Below are 24,285 nucleotides of genomic sequence, written 5' to 3'. Positions count from 1 at the left end.
GCGGCATGGACCAGGTCGCGGCCGCAGCCGAGCGCATCGCCCCGTACATCCGCCGCACCCCGATCCTGCGCGCCGAGGTCGACGGCAGGCCGGTGGTGTTCAAGCTGGAGCACCTGCAGCGCACCGGCTCCTTCAAACTGCGCGGCGCGCTCAACGCGCTCCTCGGCGGGCCCGCGCCCGAACACGTCGTGACCGCGTCCGGCGGCAACCACGGCGTCGCCGTCGCCACCGCGGCGAAGCTCCTCGGCCTGCCCGCCACGGTCTACGTCCCGGAGACCGCCCCCGCCGCCAAGGCCCGCCGCATCGAGGCGGCAGGGGCGAAGCTGGTCCGCGTCGGCTCCTCCTACGCCGAGGCCAACACCGCCGCCCGCGCCGAGGCTGAGGGGTCCGGCGCCCGCTACGTCTCCGCCTACGACGACCCGCTGGTCGTCGCGGGCCAGGGCACCTGCGCCGCCGAGGCCGTCGCCGACGCCCCCGACATCGCGGCGTTCGCGGTCGCCGTGGGCGGCGGCGGGCTGGCCGCCGGGACCGTGCTGGGCGGCGGGCGGCCGGTGATCGCGGTCGAGCCGGACGGGTGCTGCGCCCTGCGCCGCGCGTTGGACGCGGGCCACCCGGTCGACTCACCGGTCGACTCCGTCTCGGCGTCCGCGCTGGGCGCGACCCGGGTCGGCGACGTGCCGTTCGGCATCCTCCGGGGCGCCCGCTCGGAGCTGGTGACCGACGCCGAGACCCTGGCCGCGCGCGACCGGCTCTGGGAGGAGTTGCGGCTGGCCGTCGAGCCTGCGGCCGCCGTCCCCTTCGCCGCCTGGCTGAACACCCCCGGCGAGGCATTGACCTGCGTGATCCTCTGCGGCGCCAACTCCGACTGGACGCCTGCGTGATCACGCGGGCGTGACCCCCGCGGGCAGGGCGTCGGTGGCGACGAGCGCGTCCACGTGCGCCCGCAGCACGGACCGGAACGCGCGCGCGGCGATCGTGGGCGGCGCGTCGCTGCGGTGGGCGAGGGCGACCGTGCGGCGCAGCCCCGGGCCGACCAGCGGCGCCGAGTGCAGGCGCGGCCGGTCGACCAGCACCAGGCTCGGCACGACGGCCACGCCCAGCCCCGCCTCCACGAACCGCAGGACGGCGTCCATCTCGCCGCCCTCGACGGCCAGCGCGGGCTCGAAGCCCGCGGCCAGGCACGCCCGCAGCGTGGTCTCCCGCAGGTCGTAGCCGCGCCGGTACATCACCATCGGGCGGTCGCGCAGGTCGGTCAGCCGCACCCGCGCGGGCAGCTCCGTGGCCGCGGCCACCATCAGGTCCTCCCTGAGCACCGGCGTGGCGTGCAGCGCGGGGTCGACGCCCTGCGGCGGGACGATCACCAGCGCGAGGTCGAGGTCGCCCGCCACCAGCGCCCGGGTCAGGTCGCGGGAGCCGCCCTCCTCCACCAGCAGCCGGACCCCGGGGTGCTCGTCGTGGAACCGGCGCAGGACGTCGGCCAGCACGCCGACGCACACGCTCGGCGTCGCGCCCAGCCGGATGCGGCCGCGGCGCAGACCGGCCAGCTCGGCCACCTCCAGCCTGGCCGAGTCCACATCGGACAGGATGCGCTTGGCGATCGGCAGCAGCGCCTCGCCAGCCGGGGTCATGGCGACCGCGGGCGTGCGGGTGAACAGCGGCGTCCCGAGTTCCGACTCCAGCGCGTGGATCTGCTTGCTCAGTGAGGGCTGCGCCACATGCGACCGCCGCGCCGCCCGGGTGAAGTTGCGGGTCTCGGCCACGGCCAGGAAGTACGCCAGCTGCTGGAGCGTCATAGCCACAGGCTATCGAGTCGAGCGGGTTCATGTATTGGACGACTGATCGAACGCGCGCATAGCGTGGGCGGCATGCTCACGGAATCACCGGTGCGGCAACGGATTCGGACCACAGTGGGCCGCAAAGCCGTGATGGCCGTCACCGGAATCGTGCTCCTGGCCTACGTCCTGGTGCACATGGCCGCCAACCTCAAGGCGTTCGCAGGCCGGGAGTCCATCGACGGCTACGGCCACTTCCTGCGGGAGTTCCTGGAGCCCGTGTTCGGCTACGGCGGCTTCGTCTGGATCGTGCGCGTGGTCCTGCTCGCCGCCGTCGTGCTGCACATCGCGGCCGCCGTGTCGCTCACCCGGCAGGCCCGCAAGGCGCGTCCGATCCCGTACGCGGTCAAGCAGGGCGGATACGCAGCGCGCACGATGCGGTGGGGCGGCGTGATCATCGCCCTGTTCGTCGTCTACCACATCCTCGACCTCACCGCGGGCGTGCTCAACCCGCACGGCGTCCCCGGCGAGATCCACGCCAGCGTCGTCGCGGGCTTCAGCCGCTGGTACGTCGTCGCCTTCTACACCCTCGCCGTCGTCTCGCTCGGCTTCCACATCCGTCACGGCATGTGGAGCGCGCTGCGCAGCCTCGGCGCCAGGACCGCGGCCCAGCCCGCCGCGCTCGCGGTCGCCGTCGCCATCACCGTCGGGTTCCTCTCCGTGCCCTACGCCGTCCTGTTGGGGGTCATCCGATGAACTACACCGAGGGCACACCGCTGCGCGACACCCGCGCCCCGGACGGTCCGCTGGAGACCCGCTGGGAGCGGCGCAGGTTGGCCGCGCGCCTGGTCAGCCCGGCCAACCGGCGGCGGATGAGCGTGATCGTGGTGGGCACCGGCCTCGCGGGCGCCTCGGCCGCGGCGACCCTGGCCGAACTCGGCTATCAGGTCCTGTCCTTCTGCTACCAGGACAGCCCGCGCCGCGCGCACAGCGTCGCCGCGCAGGGCGGGATCAACGCTGCCAAGAACTACGCGGGCGACGGCGACAGCACCGCCCGGCTGTTCCACGACACCATCAAGGGCGGCGACTTCCGCGCGCGGGAGTCCAACGTGTACCGGCTGACCGAGGTCAGCGGCGCGATCATCGACCACTGCGTGGCCCAGGGCGTGCCGTTCGCCCGCGAGTACGGCGGCCTGCTCGACACCCGCTCCTTCGGCGGCGCGCAGGTCTCCCGGACGTTCTACGCGCGCGGGCAGACCGGTCAGCAACTCCTGCTGGGGGCGTATCAAGCGCTTGCGCGGCAGATCCACGCCGGGCGGGTGGTCAGCAGGCCGCGCACGGAGATGCTGGACCTCGTCGTGTCGGACGGCCGCGCGCGCGGCGTCGTGGTGCGCGACCTGGTCACCGGGGAGATCACCACGCACACCGCCGACGCCGTCGTGCTCGCCACCGGCGGCTACGGCAACGTCTTCCACCTGTCCACGAACGCCAAGGGCAGCAACGCCACCGCGATCTGGCGCGCCCACAAGCGCGGCGCGTGGTTCGCCAACCCGTGCTTCACCCAGATCCACCCGACGTGCATCCCGGTCGGCGGCGACCACCAGTCGAAGCTGACCCTGATGAGCGAGTCGCTGCGCAACGACGGCCGGGTCTGGGTCCCCGCCCGCCCGGGCGACCCGCGCAGACCTGCGGAGATCCCGGAGTCCGAACGCGACTACTTCCTCGAACGCCGCTACCCGCGCTTCGGCAACCTCGTCCCGCGCGACATCGCCGCCCGCGCCACCAAGGCGGTGTGCGACGAGGGCAAGGGCGTCGGGCGCGGGGTGTACCTGGACTTCGCCGACGCCATCGCCCGGCTCGGCCGCGACGTGATCGCCGAGCGCTACGGGAACCTGTTCGAGATGTACCAGCGGATCACCGCGGAGGACCCGTACTCCACGCCCATGCGCATCTACCCCGCCGTGCACTACACGATGGGCGGCCTGTGGGTGGACTACGACCTGCGGTCGACCATCCCGGGGCTGTTCGTCGTCGGGGAGGCCAACTTCTCCGACCACGGCGCGAACCGCCTTGGGGCGAGCGCCCTGATGCAGGGCCTGGCCGACGGGTACTTCGTCCTTCCCGCGGTCATCGGCGACTACCTGGCCGACGGCCCGTTCGGCGCGGTCTCCCCGGAGGCGGTCGACGAGGCGGAGGACTCCGTGCACGCCACCGTCGCCGCCCTGCTGGCGGTGAACGGCGACCGCACCCCGGAGTCCTTCCACCGCGAGCTGGGCCGCGTCATGTGGGACCACTGCGGCATGGAGCGCTCCGCCGACGGCCTGGCCGAGGCGCTCAAGCGCATCCCCGACCTGCGCGCCGACTTCTGGCGTCGGGTGAAGGTGACCGGCTCGGGATCGGCGCTGAACCAGACCCTCGAACACGCGGGCCGCGTCGCCGACTTCCTCGAACTGGCCGAGCTGATGTGCCTGGACGCCCTGCACCGCGCCGAGTCCTGCGGCGGCCACTTCCGCGCCGAGAGCCAGACCCCCGACGGCGAGGCCCGCCGCGACGACGAGCGCTTCGCCTACGTCGCGGCGTGGGAGCACACCGGGGGAACCCCTGTCCTGCACCGCGAGGAGCTGGCCTTCACCGCGGTCCGGCCGAGCGAGCGGAGCTACCGGTGAAGTACACCCTGCGCGTCTGGCGCCAGAACGGCCCCGACGACCGCGGCCGCCTCGTCGAGTACACCGTCGACGGGATCACGCCCGACATGTCGTTCCTGGAGATGCTCGACGTCCTCAACGAACGCCTGCTGCTCGACGGCGACGAGTCGATCGCCTTCGACCACGACTGCCGCGAGGGCATCTGCGGCATGTGCGGGCTGATGATCAACGGCACCGCCCACGGGCCGCAGAAGGCGACGACCACCTGCCAGCTGCACATGCGCGAGTTCGACCCCCGCAAGCCGATCACCATCGAACCGTGGCGGGCCCGACCGTTCCCGGTCGTCCGCGACCTCGTGGTGGACCGGTCGGCGCTGGACCGCGTCATCGAGTCGGGCGGGCACGTCGGCGTCCACGCCGGCGCCGCCCCGGACGCCCACGCCGTGCCGGTGCCCAAGCCGGACGCCGACCGCGCCTTCGCCGCCGCGGCCTGCATCGGCTGCGGCGCGTGCGTGGCCGCCTGCCCCAACGGCTCGGCGATGCTGTTCACCGCCGCGAAGGCCGTCCACCTGGCCGCCCTGCCGCCGGGCCAGCCCGAGCGCGGCACCCGCGCGCTGACCATGGTCCAGACCCAGGACGACCTCGGCTTCGGCGGCTGCACCCAGGCAGGCGAGTGCGCGACGGCCTGTCCGAAGGAGATCGGCACGGACGTGATCGCCCTCCTCAACCGCGACGTGCTGTGGAAGGTCGATTGATTACCTAGGGCGAGTTACTTGTCCTGGTCGGGTTGGACGGGAAGGTGTGCGGGGGCGGCGGTGACGGGGCGTCCGGGAGCGGATGCGCTTGCTCGACGAAACGCTGCTTCTCGACCATGCCGCGAGCCGCGAACTCCCACTGCTGCTCCGTCGCGTCCTGCCGTTGCCTGCTGCGCAACAGCAGGGTGGTTGCGCCCACCCCGGGAACCCCGATCCCCTTCCTCATCACATCCGCAGCCGTTCTCGGCGCACCGATCGACGTCCTCGGGACGTTAATGTGCGAGGTTGCTGGCCGACGAAGTCCGGGGTGCTCCGCGTTGGCGATGGCGGGAGGGGACAACGAAATCTTGATGGACGATAAGAGCCGCGCCGAACTACTCGGCATCGTGCGCCGTGGTGAGGTGGTCTCGGCCACGGATGCGCTGCTGTGCATAGTCCTGAACGAACCTGACAACAGGTGGGTCGAGCAGGTGGTGCTCGAGTGCCTCGAAGCGGGGAAGACGGAGGCTGTTCGGCAGTTGGCCGTGACCTGTGTCGGTCATATCGTCCGGTTACACGGGGAGTTGGTCGACTCCCGGCTGCGGAGGAAGTTGGACGAGTACGCGAAGGACCCGACCTACGCGGGGTTGGTCGAAGCCGCGCGGGACGACATCGAGGTGTACGAGCGGCGTGGCCCGTTCTGAGCTGCTTCGTCAGTTCGTTGATCAATTGATCTGCGCGCACCCCCACTTCCGTCGCAGGTCCATGCCGCCAGCCAACCACGGTGCCGTTGTCGGTGCCCCGGCGTAGCGTGGCGCGCACCACATCCGAGGAGGGGCGATGACGCAGGAAGTGCTGGTGGCGATCGGGACGCGCAAGGGGCTGTTCCTGGCGTCCGGCGACGGGTGGAAGGTGACGGGGCCACATCATCCGATGACCGATGTGTACGCCGTGGCCATCGACACGCGGCGGGAGAAGCCCAGGGTGTTGGCCGGGGTGACCTCGGAGCACTGGGGCCCGAGCGTGGCGGTGAGCGACGACCTGGGGCAGACCTGGGAGGAGCCGGACCACGCGCCCGTCGCCTTCCCGGAGGACACCGGGGCGACGCTGGGGCGGGTCTGGCAGCTCGCGCCCGGTCCGGCGGACCAGCCGGACGTCGTCTACGCGGGCACCGAGCCGTCGGCGCTGTTCCGCTCCACCGACGGCGGGCGCACGTTCGAGCTGGTGCGCGGCCTGTGGGACCACCCGCACCGCAAGGACTGGTTCCCCGGGTTCGGCGGCCAGGCCGTGCACTCGGTCATCCCGCACCCGAGCGACGCCGACCACGTCACCGTCGCCATGTCCACCGGCGGCGTCTACCGCACCACCGATGGCGGGGCCACTTTCCACCCCAGCAACTCCGGCATCAAGGCGTACTTCCTGCCCGACCCGTTCCCCGAGTACGGGCAGTGCGTCCACAAGATCGCCCAGCACCCGTCCCGCCCGGACCGCTTCTACGCGCAGAACCACCACGGCGTCTACCGCAGCGACGACGGCGGCACGACGTGGAAGTCCATCGCCGACGGCCTGCCGTCCGACTTCGGCTTCCCGATCGTGGTCCACCCGCACGACCCGGACACGGTCTACACGTTCCCGCTGGTCGCCGACGGCCACCGCTTCCCGCCGGACGGCCGCTGCCGCGTCTACCGCAGCCGCGACGCGGGCGAGACCTGGGAGGCGCTCGACAACGGCCTGCCGAAGACCCCGTACTGGACCACGATCCTGCGCGACGCCATGTGCGTGGACAACGCGGACCCCGCGGGCGTCTACTTCGGCTCCCGCTCCGGCGACGTCTACGGCAGCCGCGACGGCGGCGACACGTGGGTCCGCATCGCCGAGAACCTGCCGGACGTGCTCTCCATCCGGGCGGCGGTGGTCTAGATGACCGTCACCGTCCGCCTGCCCAATGTCCTGCGCCCACGCGCGGGCGACCAGCCCAAGCTCGACGTCGACCTCGCCCCCGACGCCACCCTCACCGACCTCCTCGACGTGCTGGCCCACCGACACCCCGCCCTCGAACGCCGCCTCCGCGACGAACAGGGCGCCCTCCGCCGCTACGTCAACTTCTTCATCGACGGTGAGGAATGCCGCCAACTCCAGGGCAAGGACACCAGGCTGCGGGCGGGCGCGGAGATCCAGATAATCCCGTCGGTGGCAGGCGGATAGGGGGAGTCGCCGAACGGGCCGGTGGGCGCGCAGGTGCAGGCTTCCCGGATGAGACCCGTCCGGCCGGAGGTGCGGGTGAGGCTGCCGTTGTGCACGCCTTCACGGGCCACGTCCGCTGAGCGCGCCCAGTTGTCCCGCCTGCCCCGGACCAACGGTCAGCCGGTGGCGGCGACGCCCGCGCGGACCGTTGGCAGGACCCGCTGCCCAGCCGTGCCGCGCCAGCCTGCGGTGACTGGGCTGGCTTGCGGTGACTGGGCTGGCTTGCGGTGACTGGGCTGGCCTGGGGTGAGCGGGCTGGCCTGGGGTGAGCGGGCTGGCCTGGGGTGAGCGGGCTGGCCTGGGGTGAGCGGGCTGGCTTGCGGTGAGCGGGCTGGCTTGCGGTGACCGGGCCAGCTTGCGGTGACTGGGTCGGCCTGCGGTGACTGGGTCGGCCCGCGGTGACCGGGCCAGGCCGGTGCGCCCTTTCCCTGAACCACCCGGCCCGGGCGCGTCCGTTTGGCAGGATGGCCGGGTGACTCCCGCCGACCGCGCTGCCGCCTTCTGGGCCGCCTGGCACACCCATTTGCCCACAATCGCCGCCGCCCTCGGGGATGGTGAGCCGCAGCGGGTCGAGGCGTTGTTGTGTGAGCTGGTCGCCGAGTTGCATCCCGAGCTGCACTTCGCGCTCGAACGGGGGGAGCGGGCCATCTACGCGTTGGTCGTGTCCGGGCAGGAGGATCCGGAGCTGCGGCCGCTCACCGACGCCTGGAAGGCCGCCGCGCCGCCCGATGACGCCATCTGGGAGTTCCACGACTCCGTGCCGCCGGTGCCCGACCCCACCCAGGTCACCGTCAACATCGGCGCCCACCGGCTCGCCCTGGCCGACGTGCGGGTGCACGCGCAGGTCGACGGTGACGTCGTCGACGTCGCCGTGCACCACCCGCTGCTGTCCGAGCTGGCCCCCGACATGCGGCAGGCCATGACCTTCCTCCCGCTGGACGCGACGCTCGGGGAGCGGGTGGCGGGGGAGCGGCTGCGGCGGGTCGAGACGGCCGAGCAGGAGCCCGCCGACAGCATCGGCCTGCTGGAGCTCCGCGACCTCGTCCTCGGCCTCCCTCAGTAGCGGCGAGTGTCGGTCGTCCTGGCTACTCTAGGCCGGTGACCAGTGAGAACACGGAAAGCACCGACGTACCGGCCGACGTCCGCGACCGCCACGCCGTGCTGGCCGACGAGCTGCTGGGCCACCAGTTCCGCTACTACGTCCTCGACGCCCCCACCATCCCCGACGGCGAGTTCGACGCCCTGCTGCGCGAGCTGGCCGACCTGGAGGAGCGCTACCCGAGCCTGATCACCCCCGAGTCGCCCACCCAGCGCGTCGGCGGGACGTTCTCCACGGAGTTCGCCGCGCACGACCACCTCGAGCGCATGCTCAGCCTCGACAACGCCTTCGACCTCGACGAGCTCGGCGCCTGGGTCGACCGGGTGCGCCGCGAGGCCGCCGACGCCCGCTACCTGTGCGAGCTGAAGATCGACGGCCTGGCCGTCAACCTCCTCTACGAGGACGGCAGGCTCACCCGCGCCCTGACCAGGGGCGACGGCCGCACCGGCGAGGACGTGACGCTCAACGTGCGCACCATGCGCGGCGTCCCCGAGCGGCTGACCGGCACCGACGAGTTCCCCGTCCCCCGGCTGGTCGAGGTGCGCGGCGAGGTGTTCTTCGAGGTCGAGGACTTCCTCGCGCTCAACGCCCGGCTCGTCGAATCCGGCAAACCGCCCTTTGCCAACCCGCGCAACACCGCGGCGGGCTCGCTGCGGCAGAAGGACCCCCGGGTCACCGCCTCGCGCAACCTCCGGCTCATCTGCCACGGCCTCGGCAGGCGCGAGGGCTTCGAGCCGACCGCCCAGTCCGAGGCGTACCGCGCGCTGGCCGCGTGGGGCCTGCCGGTCTCCGAGCACACGGTCGTGCTGGACGACCCCGAACAGCTCGCCGAGCACGTCAAGCACTGGGGCGAGCACCGCCACGACAACCCGTACGAGATCGACGGCATCGTCATCAAGGTCGACCAGGTCGCGCTGCAGCGCCGCCTGGGCACCACCTCCCGGGCGCCGCGCTGGGCGATCGCGTACAAGTACCCGCCGGAGGAGGCGACGACGACCCTGCTGAACATCGAGGTCAACGTCGGCCGCACCGGCCGGGTGACGCCGTTCGCGGTGATGGAGCCGGTGAAGATCGCGGGCTCGACGGTCGCGATGGCGACCCTGCACAACGCCTCCGAGGTCAAGCGCAAGGGCGTGCTGATCGGCGACCGCGTGGTCATCCGCAAGGCGGGCGACGTCATCCCCGAGGTGCTGGGCCCGGTGATCGACGTCCGGCCCGCCGACGCCCGCGAGTTCGTCATGCCGACGGAGTGCCCGGTGTGCGGCACGACGCTGCGGCACGAGAAGGAGGGCGACGCCGACATCCGCTGCCCGAACGCGCGCTCGTGCCCGGCGCAGCTGCGGGAGCGGCTGTTCTACCTGTCCAGCCGGGCGGCGCTGGACATCGAGGGCCTGGGCTACGAGGCCGCCGCGGCGCTGCTGTCCTCAGGCGTGATCACCGACGAGGGCGACGTCTTCTACCTCGACGAGGACAAGCTCGGGCGGGTGGACCTGTTCCGCACCAAGGCCGGGGAGCTGTCGGCCAACGGCCGCAAGCTGCTGGCGAACCTGGAGCTGGTGAAGGATCGTCCACTGTGGAAGGTCCTGGTGGCCCTGTCGATCCGCCACGTCGGCCCGACCGCCGCCCAGGCCCTGGCCCGCGAGTTCGGCTCCATCGACGCCATCCGCGACGCCGACGAGGAGCGCCTCGCGGCCACGGAGGGCGTCGGACCCACCATCGCCGCCGCGGTCAAGGACTGGTTCACCGTCGACTGGCACGTCGACGTGGTGGAGAAGTGGCGCGCCGCGGGCGTCCGCATGGCCGAGGACCGCGACGACTCGGTCCCGCGCACGCTGGAGGGCCTGTCGATCGTCGTGACCGGCAGCCTGGCGAGGTACAGCCGCGACGAGGCCAAGGAGGCCATCATGGCCCGCGGCGGCAAGGCGTCGGGCTCGGTGTCGAAGAAGACCGCGTTCGTCGTGGTGGGCGACGCCCCCGGGTCGAAGTACGACAAGGCCGTCCAGCTCAAGGTCCCGGTCCTGGACGAGCAGGGCTTCACCGTCCTGCTGGACGACGGCCCCGACGCCGCCCGCGAGGTGGCGACCGTCGGCGACGGCGCGGCCGAGCCGGAAGCGACCGAGTAGCCGCCCTGGCAGGAGGCGCGGGACGGGCGCCTGCCTGCTCGGGCGGTGCCTGCCCGGCGGAACCGCTAGTCCGGCAGGACCACCGACACGATGCCCGCCAGGTGGGCCAGCCGGGCCACCTCCGCCGCGCGGAACATGGGCCCGCCGGGGCGGCCGACCAGCAGGACGCGCTCCGGCTTGCCCACCGGGGTCGCCGCCAGTTCGGTGCCCAGCTCGCGCCACGTCGGCGGGACCCAGCCCTCCTCGCCGTCGAGGACCGTCGCCCGGGCGAGGGGCATCCACGGCAGGTCGAGTTCCTGCAGCTCAGGGGCCGCCGTGGAGGCAGCGAGGCGGCCGGAGGGGCCGACCATCAGTGCCCAGCCAGCTCGGATGATCTTCGGCACGCCCTCGGTGAAGATCGACAGGCCGTGAGCGGGGTCGGCGGCCACCTCCTCGACCAGTTCCAGCTCGCGGTGGGTGTCCAGGACGCCCGCGTAGGGGCGCACGGCGTCCACCTCGACCCCGGTCACCGACTCCGCCGCGGTGATCAGCACGTCGGGGAGGCGGCCGCCGGGCAACTCGACCACCAGGTCGTCGATCGCCAGGCCGCCGACGCGCTCCACCACGTCGACACTGAGGATGTCGGCCCCGATGGCGCCGAGGGCGGTCGCGACCGCGCCCAGCGTGCCAGGGCTGTCCGGGAGCTGGACCCGGATCAGGAAGGACACCTCGAACGCCTCCCGCTGCTAATCGGTGTTGGGCGCCCGGACTCCCGGCCAGTCGCCATGCCGATCGCCGATTGTCGCAGACCGGGCATGGCGGGCGTCCACCACGGACCGGATGCCGGGACGAGAACCGGTTCGAGCCCGCGCCGCCCCGGCAAATAGACTCGGCCGGAAGACCGGACAACGAGACCCCGGGGGGTTCGCGCCCAGTGCCCAGCATTTCCCGCGACGAGGTGGCCCACCTCGCCCGCCTGGCCCGGTTGGCCGTCACCGACGCCGAACTGGACCTGTTCGCAGGCCAGCTCGACCAGATCGTGGGCGCGGTCGCCGCCGTCGGCTCCGTCGCCGACCAGGACATCCCGCCGACGTCGCACGCGGTGCCGCTGACCAACGTGTTCCGCGCCGACCAGGTCCGGCCCGGTCTGACCCAGGCGCAGGCGCTGGCCGCCGCGCCAGCCGCCGAGGACGGCCGCTTCCGCGTGCCGCGCATCCTGGGGGAAGAGGCATGATCCGCAAGACGGCAGCAGAGCTGGCCGACCTGATCCGCACCCGCGAGGTCTCCGCCGTCGAGGTCGCGCAGGCGCACCTCGACCGCATCGCCGAGGTCGACCCGGCCGTGCACGCGTTCCTCCACGTCGACACCGAGCGCGCGCTCAACGCCGCCAAGGCCGTCGACGAGGACGTCGCCGCCGGGCGCGAGCTCGCCTCCCCGCTGGCCGGTGTCCCGATCGCGGTCAAGGACGTCCTCACGATGCAGGGCGCGACCACGACCTGCGGATCGCGCATCCTGGAGGGCTGGCACCCGCCGTACGACGCCACGGTCGTGCGCAAGCTGCTGGCCGCGGGCATGGTGATCCTCGGCAAGACCAACATGGACGAGTTCGCGATGGGCTCCTCCACCGAGAACTCCGCCTACGGCGTCACCCGCAACCCGTGGGACCTCGACCGCATCCCCGGCGGCTCCGGCGGCGGCTCGTCGGCCGCGCTGGCCGCCTTCGAGGCGCCGCTGGCCATCGGCACCGACACCGGCGGCTCCATCCGCCAGCCCGGCGCGGTCACCGGCACGGTCGGCGTGAAGCCCACCTACGGCACGGTCTCCCGCTACGGCCTCGTCGCCTTCTCCTCCTCCCTCGACCAGGCCGGGCCGTGCGCGCGGACGGTGCTCGACGCCGCCCTGCTGCACGAGGTCATCGCCGGGCACGACCCGATGGACTCCACCTCCATCGACGCGCCCGTCCCGCCGGTCGTCGCGGCCGTGCGCGAGGGGCAGGGCGGCGACCTGACCGGCGTGCGCGTCGGCATCGTCACCGAGCTGGGCGGCGATGGCTACCAGGACGGCGTGCTCGCGGCCTTCCACGGCGCCGTCGAGCAGCTGCGCGCGCTCGGCGCGGAGATCGTCGAGGTCTCCTGCCCGAGCTTCGACCTCGCGCTGCCCGCCTACTACCTCATCGCGCCCAGTGAGGCCTCGTCCAACCTGGCCCGCTTCGACGCGATGCGCTACGGCCTGCGCACCGGGGACGACAGCACCCGCAGCGCAGAGGACGTCATGTCGCTGACCCGCGAGGCCGGGTTCGGCGCGGAGGTCAAGCGCCGGATCATGCTCGGCACCTACGCGCTCTCCGCGGGCTACTACGACGCCTACTACGGCTCCGCGCAGAAGGTCCGCACGCTCATCACCCGCGACTTCGCCGCCGCCTTCGACAAGGTCGACGTGCTCATCTCGCCGACCACGCCGACCACGGCGTTCCGCATCGGCGAGCGGGTCGACGACCCGATGGCGATGTACCGGGCAGACCTGTGCACCATCCCGGCGAACATGGCGGGCAACGCCGCGCTGAGCGTCCCGTGTGGACTGGCCGACGGGCTGCCGGTCGGCCTGCAGATCATGTCGCCCGCGCTGCAGGACCACCGCGGCTACCGGGTCGCCGCCGCCTACGAGGCGGCCCGCGACGCCGCGCAGGGCGGCGCGCTCATCCACCGCGTTCCCGAACTGGAGGTCGCACACTGATGGCCGACGAGAACAAGATCCGCGGCGCGATCCGCCTCGCCAGCTCGGTGGCCTCCACCACCAACGCGGTGCGGACGTTCAAGACGGCGCGCGAGGAGAAGGACCAGCTCGCCCTGGTCAACGCGATCGCCAGCGTCGTGGTCGCCATCACCGCGATCCTGCTGGCCGTCCGGAACCTGCGGAAGGCGGCCAAGTGACGTCCACTGTGGAGCTGATGGACTACGCCGACGTCGTCGCGCGGTTCGACCCGGTGCTCGGGCTGGAGGTGCACGTCGAGCTGTCCACGAACACGAAGATGTTCTGCGGCTGCCCGACGGCCTTCGGCGCCGAGCCCAACACCCAGGTCTGCCCGACCTGCCTCGGCCTGCCCGGCTCGCTGCCCGCGCTGAACGGCAAGGCGGTGGAGGCGGCCATCCGCATCGGCCTCGCGCTGAACTGCGAGATCGCCGAGTGGTGCCGCTTCGCGCGGAAGAACTACTTCTACCCGGACATGCCGAAGAACTTCCAGACCTCGCAGTACGACGAGCCGATCGCCTTCGACGGCTACCTCGACGTCACGCTGGAGGACGGCGAGGTCGTGCGGGTGGGCATCGAGCGCGCCCACATGGAGGAGGACACCGGCAAGTCGCTGCACGTCGGCGGCGCCACCGGCCGCATCCACGGCGCGGACTACTCGCTGCTGGACTACAACCGCGCGGGTGTGCCGCTGATCGAGATCGTCACCAAGCCGATCACCGGGACCGGCGAGCGCGCTCCCGAGGTCGCCCGCGCGTACGTGACCGCGCTGCGGGACCTGCTCAAGGCGCTGGACGTGTCCGACGTCCGGATGGACCAGGGCTCGCTGCGCTGCGACGCCAACGTCTCGCTCATGGCCAAGGACGCCACCGAGTTCGGCACCCGCACCGAGACCAAGAACGTCAACTCGCTGCGCAGCGTCGAGCGGGCGGTGCGCCACGAGATGACCCGCCAGGCCGCCGTGCTGGCCGCCGGTGGCTCGATCCTGCAGGAGACCCGGCACTTCGACGAGGCGACCGGGCACACCAGCGCGGGCCGCCGCAAGGAGACCTCCGAGGACTACCGCTACTTCCCCGAGCCGGACCTGGTGCCGATCGCGCCGTCCCGGGAGTGGGTCGACGAGCTGCGCGGAACGCTGCCGGAGCTGCCGTGGGAGCGCCGCAGGCGCATCCAGGCCGAGTGGGGCCTGTCCGACGCCGAGCTGCGCGACCTGGTGAACGTCGGCGCGGTCGACCTGATCGCGGCCACCGCCGACGCGGGCGCGCCCGCGGCCGAGGCGCGCTCGTGGTGGGTGTCGTACCTGGCCCAGCAGGCGAACACGCGCGGCGTCGAGCTGGCCGAGCTGCCCATCACGCCCGCCCAGGTGGCCGCGGTGATCGCGCTGGTCGCCGACGGCACGCTGACCAAGGCGCTCGCCCGCGAGGTCGTCGACGGCGTGCTGGCGGGCGAGGGCGAGCCCGCCGAGGTCGTGGAGAAGCGCGGCCTGAAGGTCGTCTCCGACGACTCCGCGCTGTACGCGGCGGTGGACGAGGCGCTGGCCGCCCAACCGGACGTGGCCGCCAAGATCCGCGACGGCAAGGTCGCCGCCGCAGGCGCCATCGTCGGCGCGGTGATGAAGGCGACCAAGGGCCAGGCGGACGCCAAGCGCGTCCGGGAACTGGTGCTCGAACGCTGCCAGTGACGCTTTAGCGACGCGGTGAGGGGTCCCGGCCGGTGGCCGAGACCCCTTGCTGTCGGTCCGCCTGCCGCTGAGGGTGGTGGTCTGGCCAGCCGGTGTGGTGGCAGAGGGTTTGCCGCGGTGAGGCTGCTGTGGCGGGGCGTGCGGTGGTGAAGGCGGCCCTGTGGTCTGGGAGCTTGGTGCTCGACCGGTGTTGGTGACCTGTGAGGGCCCCGGGCGCCTTGCTGTCGGTCCGTCCGGCGCTGTCGCCGTGCATGGGAGATGGTGGTCTGGCTAGCCGGGTGGTGGCAGAGGGACTGCGTCGGTGAGGCTGCTTTGGCGGGCCGTGTGGTGGTGAAGGCAGCCCTTCGCGGTCCGGTAGCAGGTGCTCGACCGGCGTCGGTGACCTGGTGAGGGCCCTTTGCTGTCAGTCCGCCCCGCCGCCGTCGCCGTGGGTCGGGATGATGGCGATGGCGCGGTCGTCGCTGGTCGCGGGTTTGCCGCCGTGCTTGTTGGCGGTGGTGGCGACCGCCATGGAGTCGTTGACCAGGTCCAGGCCCGCGAGCCTGCCGAAGCCCTCGTCGCCGTCCATGGTGACCTGGGGTTTCCCGGTGAAGGTCCCGTCCGGGGCCTGCGGGAGGTTCTGCAGGTGGCCCGCGCTCGACATGGCGATCCACAGCGCCTGCGACGTCGACGCGCAGCCCGCGACGCCCGGCTTGTCCTTCCACGACCACGCCGGGGTGCCCAGCGGCCTGCCGTACTCGACGCGGTGGACGACGTCGGCCTTCGCCGTGCGGTCGGTGACCCACGTGCGCGAGCCGTCCAGGGAGGCGCAGACGCCGCCCGGGCTGGTCAGGCCGCTGGCGACGATCGCCGAGGCCGGGTCCGGGTTCTCCGGGTGCGGTTTGCCGCCCGCGGTGATGCGCAGCAGCTTGCCCGCGAGCGACTTCGGGCCAGCGGGCTTGCCCGCGTTGCCGGTGGCCAGCAGCAGGGCGCCGGTGTGGTCGAGCGCCAGCGCGCCCCGGTTGCCGGACGGGCCGCGCGGGATGCCGGTGAGCACCGGCTTGGCCACGTCGCCCGGGGCGATGCGGACCAGCCGGTTGTCGGTCTTCGTGGTGACGTAGGCGAAGATCAGCTGGTCCTCGACGTACGACGGGGACAGGGCCAGGCCGGTGAGCCCGCCGTCGCCAGCGGCGTCGACCGCGACGGTGGCCACGACCTTGGGCTCGGTGTCCTTGCGGACCAGCAGGATGCGGCCGGTGGTGCGCTCGCCGACCAGCGCGGACGGGTCGCTGCCGTCGCCGGGCAGCGCGGCCACGGCCACCGGCGAGTCCAGGCAGGTGGCGAGCACCGCGGGGTTGAAGTCGGTGCAGCCGTCCGGCGGGGGGATGGACTGCGGCGGCTGGTTCCCGCCCTGACCGCCGCCGCCTCCCGAGCCGCCGCCCTGCTCGCGGGGCTGGGGACCGGCCTGCGGGGTCAGCGGGACCTGTGGCTGCCAGCTCTGGGGCGGCGGCTGCGCGGTGAACGTGGCGCACCCGGTCACGGTCATGACCACGCCGGTGGCCAGCGCTGCGAGGTTCCGGCGTCCCATGGGTCCAGGCTAGGCGCCGGGTCGTGAATCGCTGGTTAGGGCGGGTGCCGGTGACGGACGCCCTACGCTGCGTTGCGGATTAGGGTCGGGAGCCGTGACGGTTACGGTTCTGGTTCCCGATGAGCACGGCGTCGCGGCGCTGTCCGACCTCGACGGCGTGCGCGCGGTGCGGTACCCCTCCCTGGACGAGCTGCCCGCCGAGGCCGCCGAGGCGCAGGTGCTGGTGCCCGGCATCGGCGTCCCGCCCGGCCCGGACGTGTACTCCCGCCTGCCCGCGTTGCGACTGGTGCAACTCCTGACGGCGGGTGTGGAGCACTGGACCGGGACGGTGCCGGAGGGCGTCATGCTCTCCACCGGCCGCGGCGCACACGGCGCGAGCACGGCCGAGTGGGCGATGACGGCCCTGCTCACCGTCTACCGCGAGTTCCGCGAGTTCGAGGCCGCCCGAATCGAGCGGCGGTGGGCGTCGCACGTCACCGAAACGCTGCAGGGCAAGCGCGTGCTGGTCCTCGGCGCGGGCGACCTGGGCCAGGACCTGCGCCGCAAGCTCGACGCCTTCGACGCGCACGCCACCCTCGTCGGCACCCGCGCCCGCGACGGCGTCCACGGCCTGGACGAACTGGACGCGCTGATCCCCGAGCACGACGCCGTCGTGCTGGTCGTGCCGCTGACCTCGGCCACCCGCGGCATGGTCGACGCGAGGTTCCTCGCCCGGATGCCCGACGGCGCGATCCTGGTCAACGCCGCGCGCGGGGCCGTGGTGGACACCGACGCGCTGCTGGCCGAACTCCGGTCCGGGCGGCTGCGCGCCGCGCTGGACGTCACCGACCCGGAGCCGCTGCCGTCGGACCATCCACTGTGGTCGGCCCCGGGACTGCTGCTCACCCCGCACGTCGGCGGGGCGTGCGCGGGCCACCGGGACCGGGCGTACCGCGTGGTCGCCGAGCAGGTGGCGCGGTTCGTCGCGGGGGAGCGGCCCGCCAACCTCGTGCGCGGGGAGTACTGATCGCCTAGTCTGCGCGCGTGAGTAGCGAGAGCGATTACTTCCGGCCCTCGGAGGCGCAGAGTACCGCCGCCTACGACAGCCCGTACGACACCAACGACACGACCGTCCTCACCAGGCCGGACACCGAGGCCGACCGCCGCCCCGACCCGCACCGCTGGCACGTGGGGGCCGACCTCGGCCTCCTCGTGCTGCGGGTGGTGCTCGGCGCGCTCGTGCTCGCGCACGGCCTGCAGAAGGTCTTCGGGATCCTGGAAGGACCCGGGATCGAGGGCTTCGCCACGGTCCTGACCGCGTTCGGCTTCCAGCAGGCGACCCTGCTGGCCTGGATCACCGGCGTCACCGAGCTGGTGGCGGGCCTGCTGCTGATCATCGGCCTGTTCACCCCGGCAGCGGCCTCCGCCGTGGTCGGCATCCTCATCAGCGCGATCTGGGTCCGCGTCGACGTCAACCTCTTCGCGGGCGGCGTCGAACTGGAGACGATCTACCTGGCCGCCGCCTTCGCCCTGCTGTTCACCGGGGCGGGCCACATCTCCCTGGACCGCAGGTCGCCGTGGTTCCGCCGGGCGCCTGCGTTCGGCTTCATCTTCCTGATCCTGGCCCTGGGCCTGTCCGCGGTGGCGCTGTTCGTCATGCGGTGAAAGACGGGGAGGGCGTTCACGGCCCTCCCCGCCTTTCCGGTCACGCGGTCTCGGTGATGGGGCGGTCCACCCAGGACATCAGGCCGCGGAGCTTGCGGCCGGTCTCCTCGATGGGGTGCTCGGCGCCCTGCTGCTGGAGCTTGGTGTAGTTCGGGCGGCCCGCCTCGTCCTCGGCGACCCACTCGCGGGCGAAGGTGCCGTCCTGGATCTCGCCGAGGATCTTCTTCATCTCCGCCTTCACCGCGGGCGTGATGACGCGCGGGCCGCGGGTGAGGTCGCCGTACTCGGCGGTGTCCGACACCGAGTAGCGCTGGCGGGCGATGCCGCCCTCGTACATCAGGTCCACGATGAGCTTGAGCTCGTGCAGGACCTCGAAGTAGGCGATCTCCGGGGCGTATCCCGCCTCGGTGAGCACCTCGAAACCGGCCTGGACCAGCGCGGACGCGCCGCCGCAGAGCACGGCCTGCTCGCCGAAGAGGTCGGTCTCGGTCTCCTCGGTGAACGTCGTCTTGATGACGCCCGCCCGCGCGCCGCCGATGGCCGCGGCGTAGGACAGGGCCAGCGCCTGGGCGCCGCCGGTCGCGTCCTGGTGCACCGCGATCAGGCAGGGCACGCCCTTGCCATCGACGAACTGGCGGCGCACGAGGTGGCCGGGGCCCTTGGGCGCGACCATCGCCACGTCCACGTTCGCGGGCGGCTTGATGAGGTCGTAGCGGATGTTGAAGCCGTGGCCGAAGAAGAGCGCGTCGCCGTCCTTGAGGTTCGGCTCGATGTCCTCGGCGTAGATGAAGCGCTGCTTGGTGTCCGGGGCGAGCACCATGATCAGGTCGGCCTCGGCGGACGCCTCGGCCGGGGTGAGCACGCGCAGGCCCTGCTCCTCGGCCTTGGCCCGGCTCTTGGAGCCCTCCGGCAGTCCGATGCGGACGTCCACACCGGAGTCGCGCAGGCTCAGCGCGTGCGCGTGGCCCTGGCTGCCGTAGCCGATGACGGCGACCTTGCGGCCCTGGATGACGCTCAGGTCGGCATCGGCGTCGTAGAAGATCTCGACGGACATGGGGACGGATACTTCCCTTCGGTAATGGATCTAGCGGACGGCGGTCGCGGTGATGGACCGCGGTCCGCGGCCGATGGCGACCATGCCGGACTGGACCATCTCGCGCACCCCGTAGGGCTCCAGCATGCGCAGCAGCGCCTCCAGCTTGTCCGCGGTGCCGGTGGCCTCCACGGTCAGGGCCTCGGGCGAGACGTCGACGACCTTCGCGCGGAACAGCTGCACCGTCTCCAGCACCTGGCTGCGGACGGTGGCGTCGGCGCGCACCTTGACCAGCAGCAGCTCGCGCTGCACGGCGGCGGCCGGTTCCAGCTCCACGATCTTGATCACGTTGACCAGCTTGTTCAGCTGCTTGGTGACCTGCTCCAGCGGCAGTTCCTCGACCGCGACCACGATCGTCATCCGGGACACCTCCGGATGCTCGGTCGGGCCGACGGCCAGCGAGTCGATGTTGAACCCGCGCCGGGAGAACAGGCCCGCGACCCGGGCCAGCACGCCGGGCTTGTTCTCCACCAGGACGCTCAGGGTGTGGGTGCTCATCGTCAGTCCTCGTCGAACAGGGGCCGGATGCCGCGCGCGGCCATGATCTCGTTGTTGCCGGTGCCCGCGGCGACCATCGGCCACACCTGGGCGTCCTTGCCGACCACGAAGTCGATGACGACCGGCCGGTCGTTGATCTCCATGGCCCGCTGGATGACGGTGTCGACGTCCTCGCGGGTCTCGCAGCGCAGCCCCGCGCAGCCCAGCGCCTCGGCGAGCAGGGTGAAGTCGGGGATGCGGTGCTTGTGCGTGCCCAGGTCGGTCTGGGAGTAGCGCTCGGCGTAGAACAGGTTCTGCCACTGGCGGACCATGCCCAGGTTGCCGTTGTTGATGACCGCGACCTTGATCGGCGCGCCCTCGATGGCGCAGGTGGCCAGCTCCTGGTTGGTCATCTGGAAGCAGCCGTCGCCGTCGATGGCCCACACGACCTTGTCCGGGCGGCCGAACTTCGCGCCCATCGCGGCCGGGACGGCGTAGCCCATGGTGCCGAGGCCGCCGGAGTTCAGCCAGGTGGCGGGCTTCTCGTACTTGATGAACTGCGCGGCCCACATCTGGTGCTGGCCGACGCCCGCGGTGTAGATCGCGTCCGGACCGGCGATCGCGCCGATGCGCTCGATGACGTACTGCGGGGACAGCGTGCCGTCGGCGGGCCACTCGTAGCCCAGCGGGAACTTCTCCCGCCACGTGTCGAGGGTCTGCCACCACGGCGCCAGGTCGGCGGCCGGGCTCTGCGCCCGCTCGGCCCGCACCGCGGCGATCAGCTCGACCAGGATCTCCTTGCAGTCGCCCACGATCGGCACGTCCGCGCGGCGGTTCTTGGAGATCTCCGCCGGATCGATGTCGGCGTGCACGACGGCCGCGTCCGGGGCGAAGGTGTCCAGCTTGCCGGTGACCCGGTCGTCGAACCGCGCGCCGAGGGCGACCAGCAGGTCGGCGCGCTGGAGCGCGCCGACGGCGGGCACGGTGCCGTGCATGCCGGGCATGCCGAGGTGCTGGGCGTGCGAGTCGGGGAACGCGCCGCGCGCCATCAGCGTGGTGACGACCGGGATGCCGGTCAGCTCGGCCAGCTCCAGCAGCTCGGCGGACGCCTGGGCCTTGATCACGCCGCCGCCGACGTAGAGGACCGGGCGCCGGGCCGCGTTGATCAGCCGGGCGGCCTCGCGGACCTGCTTGCCGTGCGGGCGGGTGGTCGGGCGGTAGCCGGGCAGGCGCAGCTCCGGCGGCCAGGAGAACGAGGTCATCTCCTGCAGGACGTCCTTGGGGATGTCTACCAGGACCGGGCCGGGGCGGCCGGTCTTGGCCAGGTGGAACGCCTCGGCGATCGTGCGCGGGATCTCGGCCGGGTCGGTGACCAGGAAGTTGTGCTTGGTGACCGGCAGCGTGATGCCGCAGATGTCGGCTTCCTGGAAGGCGTCGGTGCCGATCAGCGCGCGGGTCTGCTGGCCGGTGATGGCCACGACCGGGACCGAGTCCATGTTCGCGTCGGCGAGCGGGGTCACCAGGTTGGTCGCGCCCGGCCCCGACGTGGCCATGCACACCCCGACCTGGCCGGTGGCCTGCGCGTACCCCGTCGCGGCGTGTCCTGCGCCCTGCTCGTGCCTGACCAGCACGTGGCGCACCTTCGTCGAGTCCAGCAGCGGGTCGTAGGCCGGGAGGATCGTCCCGCCCGGAATCCCGAACACGACCTCGACGCCGACGGCTTCCAGCGACCGGACGAGCGACTGCGCGCCGGTCACGCGGATGGGCGCGCCCGCTGGCGGGGCGGGCTTGGGACGCGCAGGCGCGGCGCCAGGATTGCCTGCGGCCGGGGTGGGCCGCGAAGTTGCGCTGGTCATCTCTGCCTCGTGGGTAGAAGGAGTCGGGGCCGGACACGAAAAAACCCCCGTCGACCGCCGATGGGTCGTACGAGGGTCCGCGCGTTCGACGCAGGAGTTGTGGCTTCCGTCAGCGTCGAACGCGCGGCGGAAGTACGAGAATGAACTGCGTCGGCACGATCGTGACGGTAGAGCGTCCGGTCTCGCGGCGTCAACTCTGCGGGACGGTCCTCTCGCATGATGGACACGACTGGGGGACCCGGACGCGGGCCGACCGGGCGCGGAGTGCACCATTTAGGCGTGTCCGAGCAGCAGATACCGTCCCGGCTGGTCTTCCGTGTGCCGCAGGTCTCCATCCTGGCCGCCCTGCTGGTGGCCGTCTGCGTCACCCCCATGGCCATCGCCCTGCCGGTGCTGGCGCTGCTGTACGTGTTCCCGGTCGCTGCCATCGTCTGGATCGCGCGCACGCGCACCGTGGCCGACGCCACCGGGCTGACCGTGCGCCGGGTCGCGGGCGGCGCGTCGCTGCCGTGGGACGACCTCAAGGGCCTGCTGCTCATGCCCAAGGGCAAGGTCGTCGCCGTGCGGACCGACGACTCGCGCGTGCCGCTGCCCTCGGTGCGCCCGCGCCACCTGCCCGCGCTGTCGCTGATCAGTGGCGGGCGCATCAAGGACCCGACGGTCGCACCGGAGTAGCCTGGACGGCACCGTCCTCCACCGCGGCCCACCAGGCCTGCCTGTTCAAGACCATCCCGAAACCCTGGAGGAGCCGTGCCAGCGCTGCGCTCCCGCACCACCACCCACGGCCGCAACGCCGCGGGCGCCCGCTCGCTGTGGCGCGCCACCGGCATGACCGACGACGACTTCGGCAAGCCGATCGTGGCCATCGCCAACTCCTACACCCAGTTCGTGCCGGGCCACGTGCACCTGCGCGACCTCGGCGACATCGTCGCCGAGGCGATCAAGGCCGCCGGGGGCGTCGCGCGGGAGTTCCACACCATCGCCGTCGACGACGGCATCGCCATGGGCCACGGCGGGATGCTCTACTCGCTGCCGTCGCGGGAGATCATCGCCGACTCCGTGGAGTACATGGTCAACGCCCACCAGGCCGACGCGCTGGTGTGCATCTCCAACTGCGACAAGATCACCCCGGGCATGCTGAACGCCGCGATGCGGCTCAACGTGCCCACGGTGTTCGTCTCCGGCGGGCCGATGGAGGCGGGCAAGGCGGTCGTCGTCGGCGGCGTCGCGCACCCGTCCAGCGACCTCATCACCACGATCGCGGCGTCGGCGAACTCCGCCGTCGACGAGGCTGGCCTGTCGGAGGTCGAGCGCTCGGCCTGCCCGACGTGCGGGTCGTGCTCGGGCATGTTCACCGCGAACTCCATGAACTGCCTCACCGAGGCCCTCGGCCTCGCGCTGCCCGGCAACGGCTCCACGCTGGCCACCCACGCCGCCCGCCGCGACCTGTTCACCCGCGCGGGCACGACCGTGATGGAGCTGTGCAGGCGCTGGTACGGCGAGGACGACGCCACCGCGCTGCCGCGCTCGATCGCCACGCGCGCGGCGTTCGAGAACGCGATGGCCCTGGACGTGGCGATGGGCGGCTCGACCAACACGGTCCTGCACATCCTGGCCGCCGCGCAGGAGGGCGAGATCGACTTCACCCTCGCCGACATCGACGCGGTGTCGCGGCGGGTCCCGTGCCTGAGCAAGGTGTCGCCGAACTCCGACTACCACATGGAGGACGTGCACCGGGCGGGCGGCATCCCGGCCATCCTCGGCGAGCTGTACCGGGGCGGGCTGCTGAACACCGACGTCACCACCGTCCACAGCCCCACGATGGCGGAGTGGCTGTCCACCTGGGACATCCGCTCCGGGTCGCCGTCGGCGGAGGCCGTCGAGCTGTTCCACGCCGCGCCCGGCGGGGTCCGCACCACGCAGGCGTTCTCCACGACCAACCGCTGGTCGTCGCTGGACACCGACGCCGAGGGCGGCTGCATCCGGTCGGTCGAGCACGCCTACACCGTCGAGGGCGGGCTGGCCGTGCTGCGCGGGAACCTGGCCGAGTCCGGGGCGATCATCAAGTCCGCGGGCATCGACGAGGACCTGTTCCGCTTCCAGGGCCCGGCCCGCGTCGTGGACAGCCAGGAGGAGGCCGTGTCGGTCATCCTCGGCAGGAAGATCCAGCCCGGCGAGGTCCTGGTCGTGCGGTACGAGGGCCCCGCTGGCGGGCCGGGCATGCAGGAGATGCTGCACCCCACGGCGTTCCTCAAGGGCTCGGGCCTGGGCAAGAAGTGCGCGCTGATCACCGACGGCCGCTTCTCCGGCGGCTCGTCGGGCCTGTCGGTCGGCCACATCTCCCCGGAGGCCGCGGGCGGCGGCACGATCGCCCTGGTCGAGGACGGCGACCAGATCCTCATCGACGTCCACGAGCGTCGACTGGAACTGCTGGTCGACGCCGACGTCCTGGCCGAGCGCCGGGCGAAGATGGTGGCGAGCGAGCGCCCGTGGCAGCCCCGCGAGCGCGTCCGCCCGATCACGGCAGCGCTGCGCGCGTACGCCCGCCTGACGACCGACGCCTCGACCGGCGCGGTCCGCGACCCCTCCCGCTGACCGACGGCGGGCGTCCCCACCCGGGGAC

At 72.4% G+C, this 24,285-nt stretch carries 24 protein-coding genes; 17 read left to right on the top strand and 7 right to left on the bottom strand.

The window, feature by feature from the left end; all coding sequences use genetic code 11:
- Positions 1 to 5 precede the first annotated feature (5 nt).
- Positions 6 to 881: a serine/threonine dehydratase gene (locus IEY98_RS26880; RefSeq protein WP_189213447.1), complete on the top strand. Its 876-nt coding sequence runs from the start codon at positions 6 to 8 to the stop codon at positions 879 to 881.
- Here IEY98_RS26880 and IEY98_RS26875 read toward each other — a convergent pair whose 3' ends face one another.
- Positions 882 to 1,793, bottom strand: a complete 912-nt coding sequence (locus IEY98_RS26875; protein WP_189213446.1) for a LysR family transcriptional regulator — start codon at positions 1,791 to 1,793, stop codon at positions 882 to 884. It abuts the gene before it with no gap.
- Positions 1,794 to 1,907: 114 nt separating this feature from the next.
- Between IEY98_RS26875 and IEY98_RS26870 the strand changes: the two genes are divergently transcribed.
- From IEY98_RS26870 to IEY98_RS26860, 3 genes are read left to right on the top strand one after another with little or no spacing between them, the layout of a single operon-like run.
- Positions 1,908 to 2,528 carry a succinate dehydrogenase cytochrome b subunit gene (locus IEY98_RS26870; RefSeq protein ID WP_229787534.1) on the top strand — a complete coding sequence of 207 codons (621 nt, stop codon included), beginning with the start codon at positions 1,908 to 1,910 and terminating at the stop codon, positions 2,526 to 2,528.
- The gene (locus tag IEY98_RS26865; protein WP_189213444.1) at positions 2,525 to 4,438 is read left to right on the top strand and encodes a fumarate reductase/succinate dehydrogenase flavoprotein subunit; all 1,914 of its coding nucleotides are present in this window, start codon (positions 2,525 to 2,527) and stop codon (positions 4,436 to 4,438) included. The genes IEY98_RS26870 and IEY98_RS26865 overlap by 4 nt, the downstream gene beginning before the upstream one ends.
- The gene (locus IEY98_RS26860) at positions 4,435 to 5,172 is read left to right on the top strand and encodes a succinate dehydrogenase/fumarate reductase iron-sulfur subunit (RefSeq protein WP_189213443.1); all 738 of its coding nucleotides are present in this window, start codon (positions 4,435 to 4,437) and stop codon (positions 5,170 to 5,172) included. The genes IEY98_RS26865 and IEY98_RS26860 overlap by 4 nt, the downstream gene beginning before the upstream one ends.
- Positions 5,173 to 5,176: 4 nt before the next feature.
- Here IEY98_RS26860 and IEY98_RS26855 read toward each other — a convergent pair whose 3' ends face one another.
- Positions 5,177 to 5,371, bottom strand: a complete 195-nt coding sequence (locus IEY98_RS26855; protein WP_189213442.1) for a hypothetical protein — start codon at positions 5,369 to 5,371, stop codon at positions 5,177 to 5,179.
- 151 nt (positions 5,372 to 5,522) lie between these two features.
- On the opposite strand from IEY98_RS26855, the gene IEY98_RS26850 reads away from it, so the two are divergent.
- From IEY98_RS26850 to ligA, 5 genes are all read left to right on the top strand, one after another.
- On the top strand, positions 5,523 to 5,855 hold the full coding sequence (locus tag IEY98_RS26850; RefSeq protein WP_189213441.1) for a hypothetical protein: 333 nt from the start codon (positions 5,523 to 5,525) through the stop codon (positions 5,853 to 5,855).
- A 136-nt stretch (positions 5,856 to 5,991) separates the two neighbouring features.
- Positions 5,992 to 7,071 carry a WD40/YVTN/BNR-like repeat-containing protein gene (locus tag IEY98_RS26845; RefSeq protein WP_189213440.1) on the top strand — a complete coding sequence of 360 codons (1,080 nt, stop codon included), beginning with the start codon at positions 5,992 to 5,994 and terminating at the stop codon, positions 7,069 to 7,071.
- The gene (locus IEY98_RS26840) at positions 7,072 to 7,356 is read left to right on the top strand and encodes a ubiquitin-like small modifier protein 1 (RefSeq protein WP_189213439.1); all 285 of its coding nucleotides are present in this window, start codon (positions 7,072 to 7,074) and stop codon (positions 7,354 to 7,356) included.
- Positions 7,357 to 7,810: 454 nt separating this feature from the next.
- A complete protein-coding gene (locus IEY98_RS26835) occupies positions 7,811 to 8,458 on the top strand; it encodes a hypothetical protein (RefSeq protein ID WP_373292470.1) in 648 nt (215 codons plus the stop codon).
- Positions 8,459 to 8,493: 35 nt separating this feature from the next.
- A complete protein-coding gene (ligA, locus tag IEY98_RS26830) occupies positions 8,494 to 10,617 on the top strand; it encodes an NAD-dependent DNA ligase LigA (protein ID WP_189213437.1) in 2,124 nt (707 codons plus the stop codon).
- Between the two features lie 65 nt (positions 10,618 to 10,682).
- Here the strand turns inward: ligA and IEY98_RS26825 are convergent, their stop codons facing one another.
- On the bottom strand, positions 10,683 to 11,324 hold the full coding sequence (locus tag IEY98_RS26825; RefSeq protein ID WP_189213436.1) for an ACT domain-containing protein: 642 nt from the start codon (positions 11,322 to 11,324) through the stop codon (positions 10,683 to 10,685).
- A gap of 206 nt (positions 11,325 to 11,530) precedes the next feature.
- Between IEY98_RS26825 and gatC the strand changes: the two genes are divergently transcribed.
- The 4 genes from gatC to gatB are packed head-to-tail and all read left to right on the top strand — an operon-like array spanning position 11,531 to position 15,025.
- Positions 11,531 to 11,830, top strand: a complete 300-nt coding sequence (gene gatC, locus IEY98_RS26820) for an Asp-tRNA(Asn)/Glu-tRNA(Gln) amidotransferase subunit GatC (protein ID WP_189213435.1) — start codon at positions 11,531 to 11,533, stop codon at positions 11,828 to 11,830.
- Positions 11,827 to 13,329, top strand: coding sequence for an Asp-tRNA(Asn)/Glu-tRNA(Gln) amidotransferase subunit GatA (gatA, locus tag IEY98_RS26815; protein ID WP_189213434.1), 1,503 nt, complete (start codon positions 11,827 to 11,829; stop codon positions 13,327 to 13,329). Before gatC ends, gatA begins: the two co-directional genes overlap by 4 nt.
- Complete coding sequence (locus tag IEY98_RS26810; RefSeq protein WP_189213433.1) at positions 13,329 to 13,526, top strand: hypothetical protein; 198 nt, start codon at positions 13,329 to 13,331, stop codon at positions 13,524 to 13,526. Before gatA ends, IEY98_RS26810 begins: the two co-directional genes overlap by 1 nt.
- Entirely contained in the window at positions 13,523 to 15,025 is a 1,503-nt protein-coding gene (gatB, locus tag IEY98_RS26805) for an Asp-tRNA(Asn)/Glu-tRNA(Gln) amidotransferase subunit GatB (protein ID WP_189213432.1), read from the top strand. The genes IEY98_RS26810 and gatB overlap by 4 nt, the downstream gene beginning before the upstream one ends.
- 403 nt (positions 15,026 to 15,428) lie before the next feature.
- Here the strand turns inward: gatB and IEY98_RS26800 are convergent, their stop codons facing one another.
- Complete coding sequence (locus IEY98_RS26800) at positions 15,429 to 16,592, bottom strand: PQQ-dependent sugar dehydrogenase (protein WP_189213431.1); 1,164 nt, start codon at positions 16,590 to 16,592, stop codon at positions 15,429 to 15,431.
- A gap of 94 nt (positions 16,593 to 16,686) precedes the next feature.
- Between IEY98_RS26800 and IEY98_RS26795 the strand changes: the two genes are divergently transcribed.
- Both IEY98_RS26795 and IEY98_RS26790 read left to right on the top strand, forming a co-directional pair.
- Positions 16,687 to 17,598 carry a 2-hydroxyacid dehydrogenase gene (locus IEY98_RS26795; RefSeq protein WP_189213430.1) on the top strand — a complete coding sequence of 304 codons (912 nt, stop codon included), beginning with the start codon at positions 16,687 to 16,689 and terminating at the stop codon, positions 17,596 to 17,598.
- 17 nt (positions 17,599 to 17,615) lie between these two features.
- The gene (locus IEY98_RS26790) at positions 17,616 to 18,236 is read left to right on the top strand and encodes a DoxX family protein (protein WP_189213429.1); all 621 of its coding nucleotides are present in this window, start codon (positions 17,616 to 17,618) and stop codon (positions 18,234 to 18,236) included.
- A gap of 40 nt (positions 18,237 to 18,276) precedes the next feature.
- Here the strand turns inward: IEY98_RS26790 and ilvC are convergent, their stop codons facing one another.
- Genes ilvC through IEY98_RS26775 form a run of 3 tightly spaced genes read right to left on the bottom strand, consistent with a single transcriptional unit; the run spans position 18,277 to position 21,662 of the window.
- A complete protein-coding gene (gene ilvC, locus IEY98_RS26785; RefSeq protein ID WP_189213428.1) occupies positions 18,277 to 19,290 on the bottom strand; it encodes a ketol-acid reductoisomerase in 1,014 nt (337 codons plus the stop codon).
- 30 nt (positions 19,291 to 19,320) lie between these two features.
- Positions 19,321 to 19,827, bottom strand: coding sequence for an acetolactate synthase small subunit (gene ilvN / locus IEY98_RS26780; protein WP_189213427.1), 507 nt, complete (start codon positions 19,825 to 19,827; stop codon positions 19,321 to 19,323).
- A gap of 2 nt (positions 19,828 to 19,829) precedes the next feature.
- Positions 19,830 to 21,662, bottom strand: a complete 1,833-nt coding sequence (locus IEY98_RS26775; RefSeq protein ID WP_189213426.1) for an acetolactate synthase large subunit — start codon at positions 21,660 to 21,662, stop codon at positions 19,830 to 19,832.
- Positions 21,663 to 21,941: 279 nt separating this feature from the next.
- Between IEY98_RS26775 and IEY98_RS26770 the strand changes: the two genes are divergently transcribed.
- Positions 21,942 to 22,337 carry a PH domain-containing protein gene (locus tag IEY98_RS26770; RefSeq protein WP_229787532.1) on the top strand — a complete coding sequence of 132 codons (396 nt, stop codon included), beginning with the start codon at positions 21,942 to 21,944 and terminating at the stop codon, positions 22,335 to 22,337.
- A 75-nt stretch (positions 22,338 to 22,412) separates the two neighbouring features.
- Positions 22,413 to 24,257: a dihydroxy-acid dehydratase gene (ilvD, locus tag IEY98_RS26765; protein WP_189213425.1), complete on the top strand. Its 1,845-nt coding sequence runs from the start codon at positions 22,413 to 22,415 to the stop codon at positions 24,255 to 24,257.
- Positions 24,258 to 24,285: the final 28 nt, after the last annotated feature.

Source organism: Actinokineospora fastidiosa (assembly GCF_014648415.1).
Taxonomy (GTDB): Bacteria; Actinomycetota; Actinomycetes; order Mycobacteriales; family Pseudonocardiaceae; genus Actinokineospora; species Actinokineospora fastidiosa.
Note: the sequence above shows the minus strand (reverse complement) of the source record. Positions and strands in the feature narration are given on the sequence as shown.